The organism is Streptomyces avidinii, from assembly GCF_045161815.1.
GTDB classification, from domain to species: Bacteria; Actinomycetota; Actinomycetes; order Streptomycetales; family Streptomycetaceae; genus Streptomyces; species Streptomyces avidinii.
In genome coordinates, this window is the sequence record NZ_CP108863.1 from 4,241,998 (window position 1) to 4,266,953 (window position 24,956).

General features: G+C 70.6%; 23 protein-coding genes. 12 read left to right on the top strand and 11 right to left on the bottom strand.

Annotated elements, in window-relative coordinates:
• Positions 1–134: 134 nt before the first annotated feature.
• Positions 135–956, bottom strand: coding sequence for an oxidoreductase (locus OG373_RS18750; protein ID WP_405439316.1), 822 nt, complete (start codon positions 954–956; stop codon positions 135–137).
• 109 nt (positions 957–1,065) lie between these two features.
• Here OG373_RS18750 and OG373_RS18755 point away from each other — a divergent pair, with 109 nt between their 5' ends.
• Positions 1,066–2,088, top strand: a complete 1,023-nt coding sequence (locus OG373_RS18755; RefSeq protein ID WP_405439317.1) for an ATP-binding protein — start codon at positions 1,066–1,068, stop codon at positions 2,086–2,088.
• Here the strand turns inward: OG373_RS18755 and OG373_RS18760 are convergent.
• Positions 2,042–3,349: a hypothetical protein gene (locus tag OG373_RS18760; protein WP_405439318.1), complete on the bottom strand. Its 1,308-nt coding sequence runs from the start codon at positions 3,347–3,349 to the stop codon at positions 2,042–2,044. The genes OG373_RS18755 and OG373_RS18760 overlap by 47 nt on opposite strands.
• Positions 3,350–3,584: 235 nt before the next feature.
• Here OG373_RS18760 and OG373_RS18765 point away from each other — a divergent pair, with 235 nt between their 5' ends.
• The 6 genes from OG373_RS18765 to OG373_RS18790 all read left to right on the top strand — a co-directional run bounded on the left by OG373_RS18765 (position 3,585) and on the right by OG373_RS18790 (position 11,644).
• Entirely contained in the window at positions 3,585–6,059 is a 2,475-nt protein-coding gene (locus tag OG373_RS18765) for a SulP family inorganic anion transporter (protein ID WP_405439319.1), read from the top strand.
• Positions 6,060–6,219: 160 nt separating this feature from the next.
• The gene (acs, locus tag OG373_RS18770; RefSeq protein WP_405439320.1) at positions 6,220–8,217 is read left to right on the top strand and encodes an acetate--CoA ligase; all 1,998 of its coding nucleotides are present in this window, start codon (positions 6,220–6,222) and stop codon (positions 8,215–8,217) included.
• A gap of 195 nt (positions 8,218–8,412) precedes the next feature.
• Positions 8,413–9,846 carry a Na+/H+ antiporter NhaA gene (gene nhaA / locus OG373_RS18775; RefSeq protein ID WP_405439321.1) on the top strand — a complete coding sequence of 478 codons (1,434 nt, stop codon included), beginning with the start codon at positions 8,413–8,415 and terminating at the stop codon, positions 9,844–9,846.
• A gap of 60 nt (positions 9,847–9,906) precedes the next feature.
• Complete coding sequence (locus OG373_RS18780) at positions 9,907–10,365, top strand: phage holin family protein (protein ID WP_405439322.1); 459 nt, start codon at positions 9,907–9,909, stop codon at positions 10,363–10,365.
• A complete protein-coding gene (locus OG373_RS18785) occupies positions 10,362–11,321 on the top strand; it encodes an alpha/beta fold hydrolase (protein WP_405439323.1) in 960 nt (319 codons plus the stop codon). Before OG373_RS18780 ends, OG373_RS18785 begins: the two co-directional genes overlap by 4 nt.
• Before the next feature lie 149 nt (positions 11,322–11,470).
• On the top strand, positions 11,471–11,644 hold the full coding sequence (locus OG373_RS18790; RefSeq protein ID WP_189743888.1) for a hypothetical protein: 174 nt from the start codon (positions 11,471–11,473) through the stop codon (positions 11,642–11,644).
• A gap of 29 nt (positions 11,645–11,673) precedes the next feature.
• Here the strand turns inward: OG373_RS18790 and OG373_RS18795 are convergent, their stop codons facing one another.
• The 3 genes from OG373_RS18795 to nth all read right to left on the bottom strand — a co-directional run bounded on the left by OG373_RS18795 (position 11,674) and on the right by nth (position 14,611).
• A complete protein-coding gene (locus OG373_RS18795; protein WP_397732983.1) occupies positions 11,674–12,876 on the bottom strand; it encodes a MarP family serine protease in 1,203 nt (400 codons plus the stop codon).
• Between the two features lie 13 nt (positions 12,877–12,889).
• Positions 12,890–13,612: an NUDIX hydrolase gene (locus OG373_RS18800; protein ID WP_405439324.1), complete on the bottom strand. Its 723-nt coding sequence runs from the start codon at positions 13,610–13,612 to the stop codon at positions 12,890–12,892.
• A 129-nt stretch (positions 13,613–13,741) separates the two neighbouring features.
• A complete protein-coding gene (nth, locus tag OG373_RS18805; protein ID WP_405439325.1) occupies positions 13,742–14,611 on the bottom strand; it encodes an endonuclease III in 870 nt (289 codons plus the stop codon).
• Between the two features lie 269 nt (positions 14,612–14,880).
• Between nth and OG373_RS18810 the strand changes: the two genes are divergently transcribed.
• Both OG373_RS18810 and OG373_RS18815 read left to right on the top strand, forming a co-directional pair.
• Entirely contained in the window at positions 14,881–15,555 is a 675-nt protein-coding gene (locus OG373_RS18810) for a Crp/Fnr family transcriptional regulator (protein WP_003981529.1), read from the top strand.
• Positions 15,556–15,649: 94 nt separating this feature from the next.
• Entirely contained in the window at positions 15,650–16,477 is an 828-nt protein-coding gene (locus tag OG373_RS18815; protein WP_405439326.1) for a nucleotidyltransferase, read from the top strand.
• 10 nt (positions 16,478–16,487) lie between these two features.
• On the opposite strand, the gene OG373_RS18820 is transcribed toward OG373_RS18815, so the two are convergent.
• From OG373_RS18820 to OG373_RS18840, 5 genes are all read right to left on the bottom strand, one after another.
• Positions 16,488–16,796, bottom strand: coding sequence for a hypothetical protein (locus tag OG373_RS18820; RefSeq protein ID WP_405439327.1), 309 nt, complete (start codon positions 16,794–16,796; stop codon positions 16,488–16,490).
• On the bottom strand, positions 16,793–17,638 hold the full coding sequence (locus OG373_RS18825) for an MBL fold metallo-hydrolase (RefSeq protein WP_405439328.1): 846 nt from the start codon (positions 17,636–17,638) through the stop codon (positions 16,793–16,795). The genes OG373_RS18820 and OG373_RS18825 overlap by 4 nt, the downstream gene beginning before the upstream one ends.
• The gene (locus OG373_RS18830; RefSeq protein ID WP_397732862.1) at positions 17,635–18,534 is read right to left on the bottom strand and encodes an NUDIX hydrolase; all 900 of its coding nucleotides are present in this window, start codon (positions 18,532–18,534) and stop codon (positions 17,635–17,637) included. The genes OG373_RS18825 and OG373_RS18830 overlap by 4 nt, the downstream gene beginning before the upstream one ends.
• Positions 18,535–18,738: 204 nt before the next feature.
• Complete coding sequence (locus OG373_RS18835) at positions 18,739–19,212, bottom strand: RidA family protein (RefSeq protein WP_189971971.1); 474 nt, start codon at positions 19,210–19,212, stop codon at positions 18,739–18,741.
• Positions 19,209–19,370, bottom strand: a complete 162-nt coding sequence (locus OG373_RS18840) for a DUF4177 domain-containing protein (RefSeq protein ID WP_007264966.1) — start codon at positions 19,368–19,370, stop codon at positions 19,209–19,211. Before OG373_RS18840 ends, OG373_RS18835 begins: the two co-directional genes overlap by 4 nt.
• Positions 19,371–19,510: 140 nt before the next feature.
• Between OG373_RS18840 and OG373_RS18845 the strand changes: the two genes are divergently transcribed.
• Complete coding sequence (locus OG373_RS18845) at positions 19,511–20,494, top strand: ArsA family ATPase (protein WP_405439329.1); 984 nt, start codon at positions 19,511–19,513, stop codon at positions 20,492–20,494.
• The gene (locus OG373_RS18850) at positions 20,491–21,879 is read left to right on the top strand and encodes an ArsA family ATPase (RefSeq protein ID WP_397732864.1); all 1,389 of its coding nucleotides are present in this window, start codon (positions 20,491–20,493) and stop codon (positions 21,877–21,879) included. Before OG373_RS18845 ends, OG373_RS18850 begins: the two co-directional genes overlap by 4 nt.
• Positions 21,880–21,908: 29 nt before the next feature.
• On the opposite strand, the gene OG373_RS18855 is transcribed toward OG373_RS18850, so the two are convergent.
• Complete coding sequence (locus tag OG373_RS18855) at positions 21,909–22,259, bottom strand: WhiB family transcriptional regulator (protein ID WP_030009547.1); 351 nt, start codon at positions 22,257–22,259, stop codon at positions 21,909–21,911.
• Positions 22,260–22,643: 384 nt separating this feature from the next.
• Here OG373_RS18855 and OG373_RS18860 point away from each other — a divergent pair, with 384 nt between their 5' ends.
• The gene (locus OG373_RS18860) at positions 22,644–24,929 is read left to right on the top strand and encodes a transglycosylase domain-containing protein (RefSeq protein ID WP_405439330.1); all 2,286 of its coding nucleotides are present in this window, start codon (positions 22,644–22,646) and stop codon (positions 24,927–24,929) included.
• Positions 24,930–24,956 lie beyond the last annotated feature (27 nt).

Sequence of the window (24,956 nt, forward strand, 5' to 3'; positions counted from 1 at the left end):
CAGGTAACGGGCAAAGACCCCGACCTGATGGGCATATATCGAGGACGCTTGGTAACTGGGCGTAAATGCCAGCGGCGACACCAAAGCAAGACGGTGTCGCCGCAACCCATGTCCGGGGGGCCGGACGGAGGCGCTCAGGCCGCGCCGCGCTGCAGGGCCTCACACACCGCAGTCGACTCGCGGACGCCCAGTTCGACCGCCCGGCCGCAGTGCGCGATCCATGCGGCCATCCCCTCCGGGGTTCCGGAGACGTAGCCCTCGAAAGCGGCCAGATAGGCCTCGGTCCCCTGTTCGGCGTGGCCGACCTCCGCCGGGCAGATCGCCTTCGGATCCAGACCGCTGTTGATCAGCACGATCCGCTCGGCCGCCCGCGCCACGAGCCCGTTGTACGAGGCGAACGGGCGCAGGGCCAGCAGCTCGCCGTGCACCACCGCCGCCGTGATCAGGGCCGGGGCGGAGCCGCCCGCGATGATCAGGCGGGAGAGTCCGTCCAGCCGGCCCGCGACCTCCTCGGCACTCGGCAGCGGCAGCTCCACCAGGGGCTCGGCCACCGGCTCCCCCGCCAGCCGGGGGCGGCCCACCACATCGCCGTCCGCCGTTGACCCGCACGCCACCAGGTGGAGCCGCGCCAGGACCCGTAGCGGCGACTGGCGCCAGATGCTGAGCAGTTGCCCGGCCTCGGCCGTCAGCCGCAGCGCCGCGCCCACCGTCAGCGCCTCCGGCTCCGATCCGAAGTCGGTCCGGCGGCGCACCTCCTCCAGCGCCCAGTCCGCACCGGACAGCGCCGCGCTCCCGCGGGCGCCGCGCAGGGCGGCCTCCGAGGTGATCTCGCCGCTGCGGCGGCGCATCACGCGGTGCCCGTAGACCCGGTCCACGGCCTTGCGTACGGAATCCACGGACTCGGCGACACCCGGGAGCCCGGCCAGAGGGGCCAGCGGGTCAGAAGCGCTACTCATAAGTAGGGAGCCTACGCACTGCGCACCCGTAGCACCGACCCCTCCTTGGAGTGGTCTTCTTCACTCACCTTGACAACACCCTGCTATCAACCCACTACGCTTGGTGAACATGAAGATCGCTTTCGTGGGAAAGGGCGGCAGCGGCAAGACGACCCTGTCCTCCCTCTTCATCCGCCACCTCGCAGCCAATGAAGCCCCTGTCGTCGCGGTGGACGCCGACATCAACCAGCACCTGGGCGCCGCGCTCGGACTCACCGAGGAGGAGGCCGCCGAGCTGCCCGCCCTGGGCGCGCACCTGCCCCTGATCAAGGAGTACCTGCGGGGCTCCAATCCGCGCATCGCGTCCACCGACACGATGATCAAGACCACCCCGCCCGGGCGCGGCTCGCGCCTGCTGCGGGTCACCGAGGACAACCCGGTCTACGAGGCCTGCGCGCGCACGCTCGTACTCGACGGGGAGCCCGTCCGGCTCATGGCCACGGGGCCGTTCACCGAGGCCGACCTGGGCGTGGCGTGCTACCACTCCAAGGTCGGGGCGGTCGAGCTCTGCCTGAACCACCTGGTCGACGGTCCCGACGAGTACGTGGTCGTCGACATGACGGCCGGCTCGGACTCCTTCGCCTCGGGCATGTTCACCCGCTTCGACGTGACCTTCCTGGTCGCCGAACCGACCCGCAAGGGCATCTCCGTCTACCGCCAGTACAAGGAGTACGCGCGGGACTTCGGGGTCGCGCTCAAGGTCATCGGCAACAAGGTGCAGGGGCCCGAGGACATCGAGTTCCTCCAGGACGAGGTGGGCGAGGACCTGCTGGGCACCGTGGGGCACTCCGACTGGGTACGGGCGATGGAGAAGGGCCGGCCGGCCCCCTTCGAGCTCCTGGAGGCGTCCAACCGGTTCGCCCTCCAGGAGCTCCAGGACGCCGCCGACGACTCGTACGCCCACCGCGACTGGGCCCGGTACACCGAGCAGATGGTGGGCTTCCACCTCAAGAACGCGGAGAGCTGGGGCAACGCCAAGACCGGGGTCGACCTGGCGGACCAGGTCGACCCCGATTTCGTCCTGCGCGAGGGGACCGAGGCGCTCGTCAGCCCTCGTCCCCACTCTCCTCGGCCGGCTCCGCAGCCGGCTTGACGCCCGCGGGGGCGGCCGGCTTGGCCGGCGGCCCCGCGGTCAGGAACTTCGACCAGCCCTCCTTCGGCGTCTCGCCGACGTCGAGGGTGCGCATCCACTCCAGCGCCTTCGGGTCCTGCGCGTCCAGCCAGTCCACCAGCTCGCGGAACGGGACGCAGCGGACCTCCTTCTGGGTGCACATGGTCTTGATGGACTCCTCGACGGCGCGCATGTAGGTGCCGCCGTTCCAGGACTCGAAGTGATTGCCGATGATCAGCGGCGCGCGGTTGCCCTGGTAGACGCGGTCGAAGGCCTGACTCAGGCCTTCACGCATCTGTTCGCCCCAGTACGCGTGCTGCGAGGGGTCGCCCTGGGAGGTCGTCCCGGACTGGTTGACCATGTAGTTGTAGTCCATGCTCAGGGTGTCGAAGGCACGCCCCGGCATGGGCACCAGCTGGAGCGGGATGTCCCAGAGACCGTCCGTCTTCTTGGGCCAGATCTGTTTGCTGATGCCGCTGGAGTCGTAGCGGAAGCCCATGTCCTTCGCCGCCAGCATGAAGTTCTTCTGGCCTTCGAGGCAGGGGGTGCGGGCGCCGATGAGCTCCTTGTCGTAGTCGAAGGGGAGCGCCGCCTGGTCCTTCAGGCCGGAGTTGGTCCGCCAGTTCTTGACGAAGGACTTCGCCTGGTTGATCTCGCTCTTCCACTCGTCCACGGACCAGGTGCCGACACCGCCGTCGGGGCCGCAGAAGTGGCCGTTGAAGTGGGTGCCGATCTCGTTGCCCTCCAGCCAGGCCGCGCGGACCTGGGTGGCGGTGTCCTTGATCCCCCGGAGGTCGCCGAAGCCGATGTCGGAGCGGCCGGGCGAGTGCTGGGGCGCCGTGTAGAGGGAGCTCTTCTCCTCGGGGAGCATGTAGACCCCGCTGAGGAAGTACGTCATGCGGGCGTTGTACTTCTTGCCGACCTCGCGGAAGTGCGAGAAGAGCTTCTGGCTGTCCTCGCCGGCCCCGTCCCACGAGAACACCACGAACTGCGGCGGCTTTTCACCGGGCTTCAGCTTCTGCGGCTTCTGCACGTTCGGCTGCATGCCCGTGTACGCGGTCGAGCCGTCCCCGATGGGCCGGTTGACGCTGCCGGGCGCCTCCGGGGCGGCGGGACCCTTCAGCGCGTTCGGAGCCCCTGGAGCCGGGGACTTGGCGGGTTCCGAGGTGCTGCACCCGCCGGCTCCCAGGACCAGCGCCGCGGCGACCAGGCCGCCGGCGATCTTCTTCGTGGCGGCGATCATCCGCCCCACCTCTCCCTCGCAGTTCCATCGCAGGACTTCCGCGCCGCAACGTCCCATGCGGTCTGCTCTGAGGAAGGTGTGACAAGCCGGACAAAATGCTTAATCACCCTTGAGCGCTAATTTGTCGGCCATTTGCCCGTATTATTCACCGCCCACCTTTACTCTCCATTACCATCCATTTACCGAGTGTTGAGACTCCCGCCGCTTCATCCCTCCCCCGAGGAGACGGGAACCCATGACAGTCACTTCCCCGACCCGCACGCCCCAGGAGATCCGCAAGGACCTCCCGGCAGACCTCTCCGCCTCCATCGCCGTCTTCCTGATCGCCCTGCCGCTCTCGCTCGGCATCGCCCTGGCCACCGGCGCCCCGCTCCAGGCCGGGCTGGTGGCCGCGGCGGTCGGCGGGATCGTCGCCGGGCGGCTCGGTGGCGCTCCGCTCCAGGTGAGCGGACCTGCCGCCGGACTCACCGTGGTCACCGCCGAGTTGATCCAGCACTACGGCTGGCGCACCACCTGTGCCATCACCGTGCTCGCCGGCGTGTGCCAGCTCGGCCTCGCCGCACTGCGCACCGCCCGATCGGCGCTCATGGTCAGCCCGGCCATCGTGCACGGCATGCTCGCGGGCATCGGCGTGACCATCGCGCTGGCCCAGCTGCACATCGTGCTCGGCGGCACACCCCAGAGCAACGCCGTGGCCAACGTCCTCGGGCTGCCAGGCCAGTTGGCCGACCTGCACCCGGTCGCACTCGGCATCAGCGTGCTGACCCTGATCGTCCTGCTCGGCTGGCCCCGGCTCCCCGGACGGGTGGGCCGCGCCCTGCGCAAGGTGCCCGCGGCGCTCGCCGCCGTGGCCACGGCCACGGCCGTCGCCGCACTGGCCGGGCTCAGCCTGCCCCGGGTGGACCTGCCGTCGTGGCGCAGCCACGCCCTGCCGGAGCTGCCCGAGGGTCCGGTCCTCGGCCTCATCGCCGCCGTACTGACCATCACCCTGGTCGGCAGTGTGGAGTCGCTGCTCTCCGCCGTCGCGACCGACAAGCTGATCGCCTCCGAGCGGCGCACGGGCAACCGCCCGCCGCGCGCCGACCTCAACCGCGAACTGCGGGGGCAGGGTGCGGCGAACATCGTCTCCGGAGCACTGGGCGGACTGCCCATCACCGGCGTGGCCGTCCGCAGCGTGGCGAACGTCAAGTCGGGTGCGGTCAGCCGGAAGTCGGCCATGCTGCACGGCTTCTGGGTGCTGCTCGCGGCCGGACTGCTGGTCCCGGTCCTCGACCTGATCCCGCTGGCCGCCCTGGCCGCCCTGGTGATGGCGGTCGGCGTGCAGATGGTCAACATCACGCACATGCGCAGCGTCACCCGGCACCGGGAGATCCTGGTCTACGGCACGACCATCGTGGCCGTGGTGCTCGGCGGGGTCCTGGAGGGCGTGGCCATCGGCATCGCGGTGGCGGTCGCGTTGGCCCTGCACCGGCTCGCCCGGACCCGGATCACCGTGGAGCAGCAGGACAACGGGGTCCATCGGGTCCGGGCGCGCGGGCAGTTGACCTTCCTCGCCGTCCCCCGGCTGAGCCGGGTGCTGAACCAGATTCCGCACGAGGCGCACGCGGTGATCGAGCTGGACGGCTCCTTCATGGACCACGCGGCCTACGAGACGCTGCACGACTGGCAGGAGTCCCATCTGGCGCACGGGGGCACCCTGGAGGTGACCGGGCGGGCCGGATCCTCGGCGCGGCTGCCCGGAACCACCTCCGCCGACGAGTTCGAAGCGTACGACGAGTCCGAGGGGGCCGACGGATCCACCGGGGCCGGCGCGACCGGAGCGGGCGGTCCGAACGGCCCGGGCCACCACGCGGACCGGTCCCGGCGCGGGACGCACCAGTGCTGCCGACCCTGGACACCGTGGCAGAACCACTGCGACCACCGCCCCGCGGGCACCCGTACGGTCACTGCCGCGGCCGCGGCCGAGGCAGCCGCGGCGGCCACCGAGGCCGAGGCGGAGGCCGCCGCGGAGCAGGCCGCCTCGCCCGCGCCCCGGCGGCGCGGCGCGGGCCAACTGGCCAACGGGATCAGCGCCTTCCAGCGCGACACCGCACCGCACGTACGGGACGAGCTGGCCCGGCTGGCCCGCGAGGGGCAGCGGCCCTCCCAGCTCTTCCTCACCTGCGCGGACTCCCGCCTGGTGACGAGCATGATCACGGCCAGCGGCCCGGGCGACCTGTTCACGGTCCGCAACGTCGGCAATCTCGTGCCGCTGCCCGGCGCGGAGTCCACGGACGACTCCGTCGCCGCGGCCATCGAGTACGCCGTGGACGTGCTGCAGGTGGACAGCATCACGGTGTGCGGGCACTCGGGCTGCGGGGCCATGCAGGCCCTGCTGAGTTCCACGCCCGGCGCCCCGGTGACCCCGCTGCGCCGCTGGCTGAAGCACGGGCTGCCCAGCCTGGAGCGGATGGCCAGCCGCCACCACGCCTGGGCCCGGATCTCGGGCCGGCTCCCGGCGGACGCCGTGGAACAGCTGTGCCTGACCAATGTGGTCCAGCAGCTGGAGCACCTGCGGGCCCACGAATCGGTGGCCAGACGGCTCGCCGAGGGCACCCTGGAGCTGCACGGGATGTACTTCCACGTGGGCGAGGCGCAGGCGTACCTGCTGTCCGAGGGCGAGGACTTCTTCGACTGCCGGGTCTTCGACAGCGTCGGCCAGCACGCCTGAACCGATACCCTCCCGTATTCGTGCAATCGTTTGGCCCCTTCCCGCCCCCTGCAGCGGGGAGGGGCCATTCGCACTCCGTTCTCGCGCGGGCCAGATCGTGATATAGGTCTAAACCAATTCCCGGCTACCCCTTGTCACCTGGGCCGCTGACTGATGAGCTATGCCCGGGGACACAACGGACACCCTGGGAAAGGGAGATGTCGTGAGCAATGAGAGCCTGGCCAATCTGCTCAAGGAGGAGCGGCGGTTCGCACCGCCCGCCGATCTGGCCGCCGCCGCCAACGTGACCGAGGCTGCGTACACACAGGCCGACGCGGACCGGCTGGGCTTCTGGGCCGAGCAGGCCCGGCGGCTGACCTGGGCCACCGAGCCGACCGAGACGCTCGACTGGACGAACCCGCCCTTCGCGAAGTGGTTCGCGGACGGCAAGCTCAACGTCGCGTACAACTGCGTGGACCGCCACGTCGAGGCCGGCAACGGCGACCGCGTCGCCATCCACTTCGAGGGCGAGCCCGGCGACAGCCGCGCGATCACCTACGCCGAGCTCAAGGACGAGGTCTCCAAGGCCGCCAACGCCCTCACCGAGCTGGGTGTCGAGGCCGGCGACCGGGTCGCCGTCTACCTGCCGATGATCCCCGAAGCGGTCATCGCGATGCTCGCGTGCGCCCGCGTCGGCGCCGCGCACTCCGTCGTCTTCGGCGGCTTCTCCGCCGACGCCGTCGCCTCCCGCATCCAGGACGCCGACGCGAAGCTGGTCATCACCGCGGACGGCGGCTACCGCCGCGGCAAGCCCACGGCCCTGAAGCCCGCCATCGACGAGGCCGTCACCAAGTGCCCGCAGGTCGAGAACGTGCTCGTCGTGCGCCGCACCGGCCAGGACACCGCCTTCACCGAGGGCCGCGACGTCTGGTGGCACGACGTGGTCGGCCGGCAGTCCGCCGAGCACACCCCGCAGCCCTTCGATGCCGAGCACCCGCTCTTCATCCTCTACACCTCGGGGACCACGGGTAAGCCGAAGGGCATCCTGCACACCTCCGGCGGCTACCTCACGCAGGCCGCGTACACCCACCACGCGGTCTTCGACCTGAAGCCGGAGACCGACGTCTACTGGTGCACCGCCGACATCGGCTGGGTGACCGGGCACTCCTACATCGTCTACGGGCCGCTCGCGAACGGCGCCACCCAGGTGATGTACGAAGGCACCCCCGACACCCCGCATCAGGGCCGGTTCTGGGAGGTCGTCCAGAAGTACGGCGTCACCATCCTCTACACGGCGCCCACGGCCATCCGTACGTTCATGAAGTGGGGCGACGACATCCCCGCGAAGTTCGACCTGTCGAGCCTGCGCGTGCTGGGCTCGGTCGGCGAGCCGATCAACCCCGAGGCCTGGATCTGGTACCGCAAGCACATCGGCGGCGACCGCTGCCCGATCGTGGACACCTGGTGGCAGACCGAGACCGGCGCGATGATGATCTCCCCGCTGCCGGGCGTCACCGCCACCAAGCCGGGCTCCGCCCAGCGCGCCCTGCCCGGAATCTCCGCCACCGTCGTGGACGACGAGGCGCACGAGGTCCCGAACGGCGGAGGCGGCTACCTGGTCCTCACCGAGCCGTGGCCGTCGATGCTGCGCACCATCTGGGGCGACGACCAGCGGTTCATCGACACCTACTGGTCGCGCTTCGAGGGCAAGTACTTCGCGGGCGACGGCGCCAAGAAGGACGACGACGGCGACATCTGGCTGCTCGGCCGGGTGGACGACGTGATGCTGGTGTCCGGCCACAACATCTCGACCACCGAGGTCGAGTCGGCACTCGTCTCGCACCCGTCGGTCGCCGAGGCGGCCGTGGTCGGCGCCAACGACGAGACCACCGGTCAGGCCATCGTGGCCTTCGTCATCCTGCGCGGCAGCGCCTCCGAGACCGATGGCCTGGTCGCGGACCTGCGCAACCACGTGGGCAGCACGCTCGGCCCGATCGCCAAGCCGAAGCGGATCCTGCCCGTCCAGGAGCTGCCCAAGACCCGCTCGGGCAAGATCATGCGCCGCCTGCTGCGCGACGTCGCGGAGAACCGCGCGGTGGGTGACGTCACCACGCTCGCCGACTCCTCGGTGATGGACCTGATCCAGAGCAAGCTTCCGGCCGCCGGCAGCGAGGACTGAGACACACCGAAAGGGGCACCCGGCGCGCCGCGCCGGGTGCCCCTTTCGCACTTAAAGTGATGATCGCCGGATACGCCCTCGCGTACGCCCTGTAAAATATTGAAAGCGTAAAGAAAGACCACAGGGTGCGCCGGGAAGTCTGGTCGGCAATGAGCTTCGCCATGCCGTCCAACCGTCCCCCGGAGGTGTCCCCTCGTGGCCGCGCCCAGCCCCACCGACCACCAGAGCCGCAAGCTGCTCGGCCTGCTCTCCCTGCCCGAGCGCCGTTTCGTCGCAGACGCGCTGCGCACCGAGACCGTCGGCGGTGTGCTGCTGCTCGTGGCCGCGATCACGGCTCTGGTGTGGGCGAACGTCCCCGCCATCGCCGACAGCTACGCCGAGGTCCGGTCCTTCCACATCGGCCCCGCGGCCCTCGGCCTGGACCTCTCGCTCCAGCACTGGGCGGCCGACGGCCTCCTCGCCATCTTCTTCTTCGTCGCCGGCATCGAGCTCAAGCGCGAGCTCGTCGCGGGCGATCTGCGCGACCCCCGGGCGGCCGCCCTTCCGGTGATCGCCGCCATCTGCGGCATGGCCGTACCCGCGGTGGTCTACGTACTCGTCAACATCATGGGCAACGGCTCCACGGACGGCTGGGCCGTCCCGACCGCCACCGACATCGCCTTCGCGCTCGCCGTCCTCGCCGTCATCGGCACCTCGCTGCCGTCGGCCCTGCGCGCCTTCCTGCTCACCCTCGCGGTCGTCGACGACCTCTTCGCCATCATGATCATCGCGGTGTTCTTCACCAGCGACATCGACTTCCTGGCACTCGGCGGCGCCGTCGTGGGCCTGGCCCTCTTCTGGTTCCTGCTCCGCACGGGCGTGCGCGGCTGGTACATCTACGTGCCGCTCGCCCTGGTCATCTGGGGCTTGATGTACAACAGCGGCGTCCACGCCACCATCGCCGGCGTCGCCATGGGCCTGATGCTCCGCTGCACCCGCCGCGACGGCGAACGACAGTCCCCCGGCGAGCACATCGAGCACCTGGTGCGGCCCCTGTCGGCCGGTCTCGCCGTGCCCCTCTTCGCCCTCCTCTCCGCCGGCGTCTCCCTCTCCGACGAGGCCATCGCCCAGGTCTTCACCCGGCCCGAGACCCTCGGCGTGGTCCTCGGCCTCGTCGTCGGCAAGACCGTCGGCATCTTCGGCGGCACCTGGCTGGCCGCCCGCTTCACCAAGGCCGAACTGAACGAGGACCTCGCCTGGCCCGACGTACTCGCCGTGGCCTCGCTCGCCGGCATCGGCTTCACCGTCTCCCTCCTGATCGGTGAACTCGCCTTCGCCGGCGACCCCGTCCTCACCAACGAGATCAAGGCCGCCGTACTGATCGGCTCGCTGATCGCCGCCGTGATCGCGTGCGTCATGCTCAAGCTCCGCAACCGCAGGTACAAGGCGCTGACCGACGCCGAGGAGCGCGACGAGGACCACGACGGCATCCCGGACATCTACGAACAGCACAACCCCGAGTACCACCTGCGGATGGCCAGGATCTACGAGGACAGGGCCGCGGAACACCGCCGCAAGGCCGAGGACGCGGCCGCCGCCGCGCTCCAAACAGCAGCCGGGTCCACCACCGAGGGCGACCGTCCGGCATGATCTGACTGACGACGCAGGACAGCCGCGCCGCCCGGCAGCAGACGACAGAGGGAGAGAGCGATGAGCGCAGTGGACCAAGAGGCGCAGGGAGCCGAGCGCACACTCGGCCAGCTGGTCGCCTCGGCCACCGCCGAGATGTCCGCCCTGGTTCACGACGAGATCGCCCTCGCCAAGGTGGAGATCAAGCAGGACGTCAAGCGCGCGGGGATCGGCAGCGGTGCCGCGATCGTCGCCGGAGTGTTCGTGCTCGCCTCCGTGCCGATGCTGAGCTTCGCCCTGGCTTACTGGATTCACACCTCCGGGCTCGGCCTGCCGTGGTGCTTCCTCATCGTCGCCGGGGTGTTCTGGCTGCTCGCGGGCGTGGTCGGGCTGATCGCCTGGGTCAAGTTCAAGCAGGTCACGCCGCCGGTGAAGACCATCGAGTCCGTCAAGCAGACCTCCGCGCTCCTCGGGACCGTCAAGCCGCACCCGCGGCCGGTGAGTGACAACGCTGTGGGTGTGGCACGCTCGTCCTCATGACAGCGCCCACGCCGGACCCCAGCGTTCCTCCCACAGCTGCCACGGCGGTACGGCTCGACCTCCCCGGCGGCCGGTCGGTGACGCACCGGGATGTCGCCGCCAACGGCGCCCGCTTCCACGTCGCCGAGCTGGGTGACGGCCCGCTGGTCCTGCTGCTGCACGGCTTCCCGCAGTTCTGGTGGACCTGGCGGCACCAGATGACCGCGCTCGCCGACGCCGGGTACCGGGCGGTCGCGATGGACCTGCGCGGTGTGGGCGGCAGCGACCGCACCCCGCGCGGCTACGACCCCGCCAACCTGGCGCTCGACATCACCGGGGTCGTACGGTCCCTCGGCGAGCCGGACGCCGCGCTCGTCGGGCACGACCTGGGTGGCTACCTCGCCTGGACGGCGGCCGTGATGCGGCCCAAGCTGGTGCGCCGGCTGGTCGTCTCGTCCATGCCGCATCCGCGCCGCTGGCGCTCGGCGATGCTGTCGGACTTCGCTCAGACGCGGGCCAGTTCACACATCTGGGGCTTTCAGCGGCCCTTCGTTCCCGAGCGGCAGCTGGTCGCCGACGGCGGGGCGCTCGTAGGGGAGCTGATCCGGGACTGGTCGGGGCCGCGGCCTCCCGAGGACGAGGATCTGGCCGTGTACCGGCGGGCCATGTGCATCCCCTCCACCGCGCACTGCTCGGTCGAGCCGTACCGCTGGATGATGCGGTCGATGGCGCGGCCCGACGGGATCCAGTTCAACCGGCGGATGAAGCGCCCGGTGCGGGTGCCGACACTGCACCTGCACGGTTCGCTCGACCCGGTGATGCGCACGCGCAGTGCGGCCGGCTCCGGGGAGTACGTCGAAGCCCCGTACCGGTGGCGGCTGTTCGACGGGCTCGGGCACTTCCCGCACGAGGAGGACCCGGTCGCCTTCTCGTCCGAGCTGGTGAACTGGCTCAAGGACCCCGAGCCGGATCGCTGACGTACCGTCGGCCGGGGGGCGACCGCCCCCCGAACGGGCGGCAGTTCGCCCGTGTGCTTGTCCGACGAGCATTCAATTGCCCGGCGCATAGGCCAATTGGCCGCGCCTGACGGGGTTACGGACCTTGGGGCACGGGCACAGCTCGAAGTATGAGCTGGACGCACGACTACGGTGACACCGCGCACGAACGCCGCTCGGCAGCTACGCCGGGCACCCACGAGAGGGCCGGCCGGCACGGCCACGACCCCCGCCTCGGGATTCCGCTCATCCTGCGCCGACGGGCCCGCTGGGTCTCCGCGCGCCTGCGCCATCCACGGACGTAGGGACCGGCGGGAGCGGGAGCGGCCCCGTATCAGAGGGCGCAGCCCTGGCTGTCGACCCGGCGTACGGCGTCCTTTCCGATCCGGATGTCGTCGCGGATCTCGTCCAACGTCAGCACGTAACCGGTGTTGGGGTCGTCCAGCGACTTCGCGAAGACGACTCCGTACACCTTGCCGTCGGGGGTCAGCAGCGGCCCGCCGGAGTTGCCCTGGCGAACGGTCGCGTACAGCGAGTAGACGTCCCGTCGGACAGTACCGCGGTGGTAGATGTCCGGGCCGTTGGCGTTGATCCTGCCGCGGACACGGGCGGGGCGGACGTCGTACGCGCCGTTCTCCGGGAAGCCGGCGACGATCGCGTCGCTGCCGCTCGCCGCGTCCTTCTCGGAGAACTCCAGCACCGGGGCCTTCAGCTTCGGCACGTCCAGAACGGCGATGTCGCGCGCCCAGTCGTAGAGCACGACCTTGGCGTCGTACAGCTTGCCCTCGCCGCCGATCTGGACCGTCGGCTCGCCGACGCCGCCGACGACGTGCGCGTTGGTCATCACCTTGCCGGGCGCGAAGACGAAGCCCGTGCCCTCCAGCACCTTGCTGCAGCTGGGCGCGGTGCCGACGACCTTCACGATCGAGCGTTTGGCCTGCTCGGCGACGGGGCTGCTGGCGAGCGCCGGGTCGGGCGCCCGTACCTCGGTGATGGGCTCGTTCGAGAACGGGCTGAAGACCTGGGGGAAGCCGTTGCGCGCGAGGGTGGAGCTGAAGTCCGAGAACCAGGTGTTCGCCTGGTCGGGCATCACCCGCGACACGCCGAGGAGGACCTTGGAGTTGCGGACCTCCTTGCCCAGGGTGGGCAGCGAGGTCCCGGCGAGCGCAGAACCGATCAGCCACGCCACCAGCAGCATCGCGACCACGTTGACCAGCGCCCCGCCGGTCGCGTCGAGCGCGCGCGCCGGTGACCAGGTGATCTGGCGGCGGAGTTTGCTCCCGAGATGGGTCGTCAGGGCCTGGCCGATCGAGGCACAGATGATGATCACGACCACGGCGATCACGACGACCGTGGTGGACACCTGGGTGCCGTTGTCCGTCACCCGGTCCCAGATCAGCGGGAGCAGGGACACGGCGACGAGACCACCGCCGAGGAAGCCGATCACCGACAGAATGCCGACGACGAACCCCTGGCGGTAGCCGACGATCGCGAACCACACGGCGGCGAGCAGCAACAGGATGTCCAGCACGTTCACGTGGGTCACCGTCTCATGCGCGCCAGTCGAGCGGGACCTGTCGTGACCGGTCCCACGGCCGCTCCCAGCCCGCGAAGTGCAGGATCCGGTCGATCACCCCGGCGGTGAAACCCCAGACCAGGGCCGATTCGACGGTGAACGCCGGCCCCAGGTGACCCCGCGGGTGAACGGCCATGACCCGGTGCTCGGGATCCGTGAGATCGGCCACGGGAACCGTGAAGACCCGGGCCGTCTCGGCCGGGTCCACGGCTCCGACGGGGCTCGGGGTGCGCCACCAGCCGAGGACCGGGGTCACGACGAACTCGCTGACCGGAATGTAGAGCCGGGGCAGCACACCGAAGAGCTGGACACCGGAAGGATCGAGTCCGGTCTCCTCCTCGGCCTCGCGGAGCGCGGCACGCAGCGGACCGGTGGTGTGCGGATCACCGTCCTCGGGATCCAGCGCGCCGCCCGGGAAGGACGGCTGGCCCGCGTGCGAGCGCAGGGTCCCGGCGCGCTCCATGAGGAGCAGCTCGGGGCCTCGGGGGCCCTCCCCGAAGAGGACGAGCACGGCGGACTGCCGCCCGCGGCCGTCCTCGGGCGGCAGGAAGCGGCTCAGCTGCCCCGGCTGGACGGACCGGGCCGCCTCGACGACGGGATCGAGCCAACCGGGCAGGCCGTCGGTGGTGACGGCCGGGGCACCGCCCTCGCGGGCTCCCACCCTGGCCCCGGTCTCGTCCCGCGTACCGCGCGTCATGGGCACCCCTGTCCGCGTCGTCCTGTCCAACACCGTCTCCACACACCGCAAACGCGGCCCTGGTAGCGATTCGTTCCTGAGTCCCTGCGTGCTTGGTGCCTGCGCCACCCGCGCCCTGTGCGCCCGCCCCTACGTGCCCGCGTCCTGCGGGCCCGCGTCCTGGACGGCGCCGCCCAGCGGCGGAGCCGGCAGTCCCGGGTAGTCCGGGGGCGGACTGAGCCGCTGCCCCGGCCGGCCGCCCTTCTCGTACTTGAGCAGCTTCTTCGCCTTCTCCGGGTCCGTCTCGCCCTCCCCGTACGCCGGGCAGAGCGGGGCGATCGGACAGGCCCCGCACGCGGGCCTGCGGGCGTGGCAGATCCGGCGGCCGTGGAAGACGACCCGGTGCGAGAGCATCGTCCACTCGCTCTTCGGGAAGATCGCGCAGATCTCCGCCTCGACCTTCTCCGGGTCCTCCTGCTCGGTCAGCTTCCAGCGGCGCACCAGCCGGCCGAAATGGGTGTCCACGGTGATCCCCGGGACTCCGAACGCATTGCCGAGGACCACGTTCGCGGTCTTGCGGCCCACTCCGGGCAGGGTCACCAGGTCCTCGATCCGGCCCGGCACCTCCCCGCCGAAGTTGTCCCGCAGGGCTTGCGAGAGGCCGAGCAGGGACTTCGATTTGGCCCGGAAGAACCCGGTCGGCCGGATCAGCTCCTCCAGATCCTCGGGGGCGGCCGCGGCCATGTCCTCGGGGGTCGGGTAGGCGGCGAAGAGGGCCGGGGTCGTCTGGTTCACCCGCAGGTCGGTGGTCTGGGCCGACAGCACCGTCGCGACGAGCAGCTCGAAGGGATTGCGGAAGTCGAGCTCCGGATGGGCGTACGGATAGATCTCGGCCAGCTCGCGGTTGATGCGCCGCGCTCTGCGCACCATGGCCAGGCGCGATTCCGGCTTGACCGACTTCGGATTCTTGGCCGAAACTTTGCCCTGAGGGGTGGCCGCGGCCCGCGCGGACGTCTTCACTGGGACATGTTCGCCCACGGCAGAATTTTGGGGCTCCGTCACTCCGGCGGACCCCTTGGCCTGTGCTCTCACCGGCTTATTGGACACCCGGCCAGCCTAAGGCCGGCCGCTGACACCCGCCCGGACCTCAGGTAACACCACTCCGATTGGCCTCTCGCCGCACAGCACGCCCGTCCGTCCGGCATCCTTGTGATTGATCGCACTGTTTGAGCCGTCCGGCAAAATGGGGAGCACGGTCCCCTGAGCCGGTCGACATAGGAGAGAGACTCGTGGACGACGTTCTGCGGCGCGCCCCGCTCTTCGCGGCGCTCGATGACGAGCAGGCCGCGGAGCTCCGCGCCTCCATGGGCGAGGTGACCCTCGCACGCGGTGACGCCCTGTTCCACGAGGGCGACCCCGGCGACCGGCTGTATGTCGTGACCGAGGGCAAGGTGAAGCTCCACCGCACCTCCCCCGACGGCCGCGAGAACATGCTGGCCGTCCTCGGCCCCGGCGAGCTGATCGGCGAGCTGTCGCTCTTCGACCCGGGCCCGCGCACCGCCACCGCCACCGCCCTGACCGAGGTCAAGCTCCTCGGCCTAGGCCACGGTGACCTCCAGCCCTGGCTCAACGCCCGGCCCGAGGTCGCGACTGCGCTGCTGCGCGCCGTCGCCCGCCGCCTGCGCAAGACCAACGACCAGATGTCCGACCTGGTCTTCTCCGACGTTCCCGGCCGTGTGGCGCGGGCGCTCCTCGACCTGTCGCGCCGCTTCGGCGTGCAGTCGGAGGAGGGCATCCACGTGGTGCACGACCTGACGCAGGAGGAGCTCGCGCAGCTCGTCGGCGCCTCGCGCGAGACCGTGAACAAGGCCCTGGCCGACTTCGCGGGCCGCGGCTGGCTGCGCCTGGAGGCCCGCGCGGTCATCCTGCTGGACGTCGAGCGCCTCGCGAAGCGCTCCCGCTGACGCCGGACACAGCCGTTGGAGGGGTCCTGCCCGGTCGGGCAGGACCCCTTCGCGCTTCCCGCGCCCCGGCCTGCCGGAGGAGCACAGTGGAACCATGGAGCACAGAGGGCTGGACGCGTACGGGTACTTCGAGCGGGAGGGTTCGCTCGGACGGGTGCAGAACGAGTTCCGCGCTCTCGTGGCGGCCCTGAGGGGGCGCACCTCCGAGGCCTACGGGCGGCGGCTGCACAGCGCGTACCTCTACGGGTCCGTACCGCGCGGCACGGCCCGCCCCGGGCACTCGGACCTGAACCTGCTGCTCGTCCTGCACCACGAACCCTCCGACGAGGACCGGGACACCGCCGAGGTGCTCGCGCGCGGCCTCGACGAGGACTTCCCGGAGATCGACGGCGTGGGCATCCTGCTCCGGGACAAGGTCACCGTGCTGAGCGAGGCGGAACGATTCGACCTGGGCTGGTTCCTCGCGTGCCTGTGCACCCCGCTGCTCGGGGCGGACCTGGCCGAGCACCTGCCCCGCTACCGCCCGGACAGCCTGCTCGCCCGCGAGACCAACGGGGACCTGGGAGAACGACTGCCCGAATGGCGCACGCGAGTACGGCAGGCGTCGACCCCGGAGGAGTACCGGACGCTGTGCCGGCTCTTCTCCCGGCACCTGGTGCGCACGGCCTTCACGCTCGTCATGCCGCAGTGGGGCGGCTGGACCAGTGACCTCGGCGAGTCCGCGGAGATCTTCGGCATGTACTACCCGGAGCGCGCTGACCGGCTGCGGGCGGCGGCCGTCGCGGCGGTCGATCCCGTCGCGGATCCGCAGGTGCTGCGCTCGTACGTCGAGGACCTCGGTCCGTGGCTCGCGGACGAGTACACGGCCCGGCACGGCACGAAGACTGCGCGCCGGCGGCAGGCGGCCTGGCAAACGGTGTGACGGGCCTGCGTCAGGACTTGTCGGAGTGCTCGGTCACCGCGAGGGCCTCGACGGCCTGCTTGGCCTCCAGCAGACCCGCCCCGGTGATCCGGCGGTACTCCTTGATCGCCGCTGTCTGCCGGTCCGCCCCGAGCAGGGCGCGCACCTCGTCCATGCCGGCGGGCTCCGGCTCCTCGATGCCGAAGTGATCCAGCACCAGGGCCAGGCGGCGCTCCGTCCGGTCGGCCTTGCGCTGCAGGTTCTGCACCCGGAGGGTCACCGTGGAGGTGATCCATCCGGCCGTCGCGACCAGCATGACGATCAGGAACACGGTGTTCATTCGAGCCCTCCGGGGATGAGTCCGTGATCTTGAAGGTACTCGAGCTGCGCCCGGACGGACCATTCGGCGGCCGGCCACAGGGACCGGTCCACATCCGCGTAGACCTGGGCGACGACCGCCTCCGGCGTCACGAAGCCGTTCTCCACGGCTGTCTCGACCTGGGCGAGCCGGTGCGCGCGGTGGGCCAGGTAGAACTCCACGGCGCCCTGTGCGTCCTCCAGGACCGGTCCGTGGCCCGGCAGGACCGTGTGCACGCCGTCGTCCACGGTGAGCGAGCGCAGACGGCGCAGGGAGTCCAGGTAGTCGCCGAGGCGCCCGTCGGGGTGCGCGACGACCGTGGTGCCGCGGCCCAGGATGGTGTCGCCGGTCAGCACGGCCCGGTCGGCGGGCAGGTGGAAGCAGAGCGAGTCGCTGGTGTGCCCGGGGGTCGGCACCACCCGCAGCTCCAGCCCGCCGGTCCGGATCACGTCCCCGGCGGCCAGGCCCTCGTCGCCGAGGCGCAGGGCCGGATCCAGCGCGCGCACCTTCGTACGGGTGAGCTCGGCGAAGCGGCCCGCGCCCTCGGCGTGGTCCGGATGGCCGTGGGTGAGCAGGGTGAGGGCGATCCGCTTGCCCGCCCGCTCGGCGGCGGCGATGACGGCCCGCAGGTGTCCGTCGTCCAGCGGGCCGGGATCGATCACGACGGCCAGGTCCGAACCGGGCTCGGACACCAGCCAGGTGTTGGTGCCGTCGAGAGTCATCGCGGAGGCGTTGGGAGCCAGGACGTTCACCGCGCGGGCGGTCGCCGGCCCGGAGGTGACGACTCCGCGGGGCTGTCCGGGCAGAGCGGCGGCGTCGGTCATGCGGGACCTCCGGGACGGACGCGCTTGGTGAACTCGTCGTGCCCCGGCCAACTGAGGACCAGCTCGCCGTTCTCCAGCGTGGCCCGGGCCAGAACCGGTGCGAGGTCCTGTTCGGCAGCGGCGGTGAGCGCACCTGCGGCGCTCCCGTACGGCTCCAGGGAGCGCAGGGTGGAGATGGTGGGCGGCATCATCAGCAGCTCGCCCTTGTCGTACCCGGCGGCCGCGTCGGCCGGGCGGATCCACACGGTCCGGTCGGCCTCGGTGGAGGCGTTACGGGTGCGCTGGCCCTCGGGCAGGGCGGCGACGAAGAACCAGGTGTCGTAACGGCGCGGCTCGAACTCGGGGGTGATCCAGCGCGCCCAGGCCCCGAGCAGGTCGGAGCGCAGCCGCAGGCCGCGGCGGTCGAGGAACTCCGCGAAGGACAGCTCCCGCGCCACCAGCGCCTGCCGGTCGGCCTCCCAGTCGTCGCCGGTGGTGTCACCGACGATCGTGTCCGGGGTCCGCCCGGCGAGCAGGACGCCCGCCTCCTCGAAGGTCTCCCGTACCGCGCCGCAGACGATCGCCTGGGCGATCAGGGGATCGGTCCCGAGCCGGGCCGCCCAGTCCTCCCGGGTGGGCCCCGCCCATCCGACCTGGTGCTCCTCGTCGCGCGGGTCGACCCCGCCACCCGGATAGGCGTACGCGCCCCCGGCAAAAGCCATGGAGGCCCGCCTGCGCAGCATGTGCACGGCGGGACCGTCGGGGGTGTCGCGCAGGAGCATCACGGTGGCGGCGCGCCGCGGCTCCACCGGGACGAGCGAGCCGTCCGCGAGCGCGCGGATGCGGTCGGGCCACTCCGGCGGGTACCACTGGCCTCCGGCGGGGGGCTGCTGCTGACCATGCTGACCATTCGGCATGGCCGGATGCTACGGCCATCCGGCCCGATGTTCGAGGGTCACCCGTCCCGGCCCGTGGCGCGGGCGGGCTCCGCCCGGCCCCGGAGACCGGCGCTGCGCCCCCTACCCCGCTCCTCGAACGCGGGAGGGGCCGGATTCGGCAGAGCCCGGCCGCTCGCCGCGCGGGGCGGTGAGGGCCGGGCTCGTGGAACGCTCCCCGGAGGGTCAGGCTCCGGCGACCAGCTCGACCTGGATCTCGATCTCGACGGGGGCGTCCAGCGGCAGGACCGCCACGCCGACGGCGCTGCGGGCGTGGACGCCCTTCTCGCCGAGGACGGCGCCCAGCAGCTCGCTCGCACCGTTCAGCACGCCCGGCTGGGCCGTGAAGTCGGGGGCCGAGGCGATGAAGCCGACGACCTTCACGACACGCGCGATCTTGTCCAGGTCACCGACGACGGACTTCACGGCGGCCAGGGCGTTCAGCGCGCACGTGGCGGCCAGCTCCTTGGCCTGCTCCGCCGAGACCTCGGCGCCGACCTTGCCGGTGACCGGCAGGTTGCCCTTGATCATCGGGAGCTGGCCCGCGGTGAAGACGTACGAGCCCGACCGCACGGCCGGCTGGTACGTGGCCAGCGGCGGGACGACCTCGGGCAGGATCAGGCCGAGCTCGGCCAGCTTCGCCTCGACAACGCCACTCATGCCTTCTCCCGCTTGAGGTAGGCCACGAGCTGCTCGGGGTTGTTCGGGCCGGGCACGACCTGGACGAGCTCCCAGCCGTCCTCGCCCCAGGTGTCCAGGATCTGCTTGGTGGCGTGAACCAGCAGCGGGACCGTCGCATATTCGAACTTCTTGGTCATGGGAGCGAGGGTAGTGCCTCGCGTGCGGGGTGCACGCCGCACGCGGAACCGACGCAGCCGACGCGGCCGAACCCCCGAACACTCCGGCAGAACCACCCGGCACCACCGGACCGGAACCCGAGGAATTAGGCTCGGACGCTGTGAGCAGGCTCCAGGTGGTCAGCGGCAAGGGCGGCACCGGCAAGACCACGGTCGCCGCAGCACTCGCGCTTGCCCTCGCACGCGAGGGCGGCCGGACTCTTCTCGTGGAGGTCGAGGGCAGGCAGGGACTCGCACAGCTCTTCGGCGCCGAGGCACTCCCCTACGAGGAACGGAAGATCGCCGTGGCGCCCGGCGGGGGCGGTGAGGTCTTCGCGCTCGCCATCGACGCCGAACGGGCGCTGCTGGACTACCTCCAGATGTTCTACAAGCTCGGCTCGGCCGGCCGCGCGCTCAAGAAGCTCGGCGCCATCGACTTCGCGACGACCATCGCCCCCGGGCTGCGGGACGTACTGCTCACCGGCAAGGCCTGCGAGGCGGTGCGGCGCAAGGACAGGGCCGGCCGGTTCGTCTACGACCACGTGATCATGGACGCGCCGCCGACCGGGCGGATCACCCGGTTCCTGAACGTCAACGACGAGGTGGCGGGCCTCGCCCGGTTCGGGCCGATCCACAACCAGGCCCAGGCCGTCATGAAGGTGCTCAAGTCCCCCGAGACGGCCGTGCACCTGGTCACCCTCCTGGAGGAGATGCCCGTCCAGGAGACCGCGGACGGCATCGAGGAACTGCGCGGGGCCGGGCTGCCGGTCGGCCGCGTCATCGTCAACATGGTCCGGCCGCACCATCTGGACGAGGACACCCTGCGCGCCGCGGCCGGCGACCACCGCGCCGAGGTGGCCAAGGCGCTGTCCCGGGCGGGCCTCGGCGGCGCGCGCCGCGGCGGGCTGGCCGAGCGCCTGGTGGACCCGCTGCTCGAGCAGGCCGCCGAGCACGCGAGCCGGGTGGAGCTGGAGCGCGCGCAGCGCGGCGTACTGGCGGGGCTGGACCTGCCGACGTACGAACTGCCCCTGCTCGGCGCGGGGATGGATCTGGCCGGGCTGTACGCGCTGGCCAAGGATTTGCGGAAACAGTCGGTGGCCGAATGAACGAGGGGGTGGACACCGTGGGCATGGACACTCCGCCGCGGCTGGCGGTCGACCGGCTGCTGGACGATCCGGAGACCCGGATCATCGTGTGCTGCGGGGCGGGCGGGGTCGGCAAGACCACCACGGCCGCGGCGCTCGGTGTACGGGCCGCCGGGCGCGGGCGCAAGGCCGTCGTGCTCACCATCGACCCGGCGCGGCGGCTCGCGCAGTCGATGGGGATCGACTCGCTGGACAACACCCCGCGCAAGGTGGCGACCGTAGGGGCCGGCGACGGCGAACTGCACGCCATGATGCTGGACATGAAGCGGACCTTCGACGAGATCGTCGAGGCGCACGCGGACGGCGAGCGGGCCCGGGCCATCCTCGCCAACCCCTTCTACCAGTCGCTGTCGGCCGGCTTCGCGGGCACGCAGGAGTACATGGCGATGGAGAAGCTGGGGCAGCTGCGGGCCCGGGACGACTGGGACCTGATCATCGTCGACACTCCGCCGAGCCGCTCGGCGCTGGACTTCCTGGACGCGCCGAAGCGTCTCGGGTCCTTCCTGGACGGCAAGTTCATCCGGGTACTGATGGCGCCGGCGAAGGTGGGCGGCCGGGCCGGGATGAAGTTCCTGAATGTCGGTATGTCGATGATGACGGGCACCCTCAGCAAGCTGATGGGGGCCTCGCTGCTGAAGGACGTCCAGACCTTCGTGGCCGCGATGGACACGATGTTCGGCGGCTTCCGGACGCGCGCGGACGCGACCTTCCGGCTCCTCCAGGCTCCCGGCACGGCCTTCCTCGTGGTCGCCGCGCCCGAACCGGATGCCCTGCGCGAGGCGGCGTACTTCGTGGAGCGGCTGGCCGCGGAGAGCATGCCGCTGGCCGGTCTGGTACTGAACCGGGTGCACGGCAGTGGCGCCGACCAGCTGTCCGCCGAGCGGGCGTTGGCCGCCGCAGAGAATCTTGAAGAAGGCGGCATTGTCGATCAGGAGTCCGGGAAAGCTGGACTTCGTGACTCGGGCGCGGAACCCACGGGAACCGCCGAGCCCGCCGGGTCCACCCAGACCGAACGAACAGCACGGACCGCTCAGACCACACGGCCCGCGAACTCTCCCGAGACAGGCTCCCCCGGCCCGGACGGCGACACCGAAGCCGGAAGTACGGACAGCGGTATCGCGACCGACACCGCGGTCGTCGACCGGATCACGGCAGGACTGCTACGTCTGCACGCCGAGCGCATGCAGGTGATCGCGCGCGAACGGCGCACACGCGATCGCTTCACCTCGCTGCACCCCGAAGTGGCGGTGGCGGAAGTGGCTGCCCTGCCCGGCGATGTGCACGACCTCGCCGGGCTGCGGGCGATCGGAGAACGACTCGCGGCCGGTGTACCGGCCGGAGCGTAGGCGTCCGTACGTCGTGGCGGCCGTGTGGTCTACCCGGCTGCCGCGTATGTCTCGTACGACACGTCGATCTCCGCGTCTGCATCCATGGTGAGGATGCCTGTGCTGCGCTCGTACTCCGTACGTGCGGTTTCGAGCAGCCGTCGCCACGAGGTGACGGTGGGACGCCGGCGCAGCAGCGCACGTCGTTCCCGCTCGGTCATTCCGCCCCACACGCCGAACTCGACACGGTTGTCGAGCGCGTCGGCCAGGCACTCGGTCCGCACCGGACATCCGGTGCACACCGCCTTGGCCCTGTTCTGTGCCGCTCCTTGAACGAATAGTTCATCCGGATCGGTAGTGCGGCAGGCTGCCTGCGCACTCCAGTCGGTAACCCAGCCCATCCCGGCGCCGTCCTCTCCCGAATCGAGGCTCCCCCACGGCGGTAGCGGCATATTCACCGCTGCCAGTTGAGGACGTTACGGAAGGCGAGCACAGTGCAACACCCCCGACGGGCCCAATCTTGAATGGTCCGAACGGACTATGGGTAAGCGGCAGATCACCCGACGGAGTGATCCGGCGACATGCCCGACCATTCCGGCAATTCGGGTGCAATCGTCGGTTCGGCTTCAGCAGAGGGGCGAGATTCGGACATGTGTCCACCCCATTCGGGAAGGGTGAAAATCAAGCCGAGGGGTTGATGTCGCACCACACTGCTGTGACAGTTGGGGACAGCTTAGGCCAAGGCATTCGCGTGTGTCCGGCGAATCAGAACGTAGGCTGCCCCTATGGGAAAGAAGCGCTCGGGCGGCGGGCTCACGGGGAGCCAGCAGGCCGCCAAGTTCCTCGGGGTGTCCGTTCTCTCCGGGGTTGTACTGGCCGGCATGGCGATTCCGGCCGCAGGCGCCCTGGGCCTGGCGGCCAAGGGGACGGTCGAGGGATTCGATGAGATCCCGGCCAATCTCAAGACTCCGCCGCTGAGCCAGCGGACCACGATTCTGGACGCCGAGGGTGGCTTGATCGCCACCGTCTATTCGCGCGACCGTCAGGTGGTCCCGCTCACGGCGATCTCCCCGTACATGCAGAAGGCGATCGTCGCCATCGAGGACTCGCGTTTCTACGAGCACGGCGCGGTCGACCTCAAGGGCATCCTGCGCGCGGTCAACCGCAACGCACAGGAGGGCGGCGCCGCGCAGGGCGCCTCCACGCTCACCCAGCAGTACGTGAAGAACGTGTTCGTCGAAGAGGCCGGTGACGACGAGACCAAGGTGCGCGAGGCCCAGGAGAAGAGCCTCGGCCGCAAGATCCGCGAACTGAAGTACTCGATCCAGGTCGAGGAGGAGCTCGGGAAGAAGAAGATCCTCGAGAACTACCTCAACATCACGTACTTCGGTCAGCAGGCCTACGGAATCGAATCCGCCGCACAGCGCTACTTCAGCAAGCCGGCCAAGGACCTGGCCCTGGAGGAGTCCGCGCTGCTGGCGGGCGTCGTGCAGTCGCCGAGCCGGTACGACCCGGTGAACGACGCGCAGGAGGCGACGAAGCGCCGCAACATCGTCCTCCAGCGGATGGCCGACACCAAGGACGTCTCGCAGGCGGAGGCCGACGCGGCGAAGGCCAAGCCGGTCACCCTCAAGGTGACCAAGCCGAAGAACGGCTGCATCACCGCCGCCAAGGGTGCGGGCTTCTTCTGCGACTACGTGCGCAACTCCTTCCTGACCGACACGGCCTTCGGCAAGACGCGCGAGGAGCGGGCGAAGGTCTGGAACCAGGGCGGCCTGACGGTCCGCACCACCCTGGACCCGCAGTCGCAGGAGGCGGCCAACGAGTCGATCAAGGATCACGTCTACCAGGACGACGCGATCGCGACGGCCGTGACCCTGGTCCAGCCGGGCACCGGACGGGTGCTGGCGATGGGTCAGTCCAAGCCCTACGGCTTCGGGAAGAACGAGACCCAGATCAACTACTCCGTGGACAAGCGGATGGGCGGATCGAACTTCGGCTTCCAGGTCGGCTCGACCTTCAAGCCGTTCATCGCGGCCGCCGCCCTGGAGAAGGGGATGCCGCCGACGAAGGTGTACCAGGCGCCGAACAAGATGGACTACCCGAGCCCGATCTCCCGCTGTGACGGCTCGCAGTACATCAACACCACGGGCGAAGCGGCGGAGAACGAGACCGAGGACGAGATCGGCCCCTACGCGCTGCGCACCGCGATGGAGAAGTCGATCAACACCTACTTCGTCGACATGATCTCCGAGATCGGCCTGTGCCCGGTGTCGGAGATGGCGCAGAAGCTCGGCGTGGTCCCGGCGAGCGGGGCGAAGCTGGCCGACGGTCCCGCCATCGCCCTCGGCGCGGAGGAGATGTCCCCGCTGACGATGGCCAACGCGTACGCGACCTTCGCCAACCGCGGCGTCTACTGCACCCCCACCGCCATCGAGTCGATCACCGACGCGCACGGAAAGGCGCTCACGGTACCGAAGAGCAAGTGCGCGCGGGCGATGTCGCAGACGACCGCCGACACCATCAACACCCTGCTGCGCGGAGTGGTCGACTCCGGCACCGGTGAGCGCGCCGGTCTGAACGACCGCGACAGCGCCGGCAAGACCGGTACGACGGACTCCCGCTACAACGCCTGGTTCGTCGGCTACACGACGAACATGTCCGGCGCGGTGTGGGTCGGCTCCGGCGGCGCGAAGAAGATCACGATGGAGAACATCGTGATCGGCGGCAAGCCCTACGACAAGGTCTTCGGTGGCGGTCTGCCCGGCCCGATCTGGAAGGACGCGGTCTCCGGCGCACTGTCCGGCCGCGAGTCCTCGAACTTCACCACGGTCAGCATCCCGGAGCCGAACGTTCCGTCCGGCGGCCCGCGCGGCAACAAGCCGTCCACGAACCCGTCCAAGCCCGGCAAGCCCGGCGGTGACGGCAAGCCCGGCGGGCGGCCCGGCGGCCAGACGGCCGGAGCCAACGGGGGCGCCACGGGCGGCGGGACCGACCCGCAGCCCTCGTTCCCGCCGATCTCGATCGACCCGAACATCGGCGGCGTGGTCGGCGGCCGCGACGACCAGTAGGTACGTGAACAGAACAAAGAGGGAGGG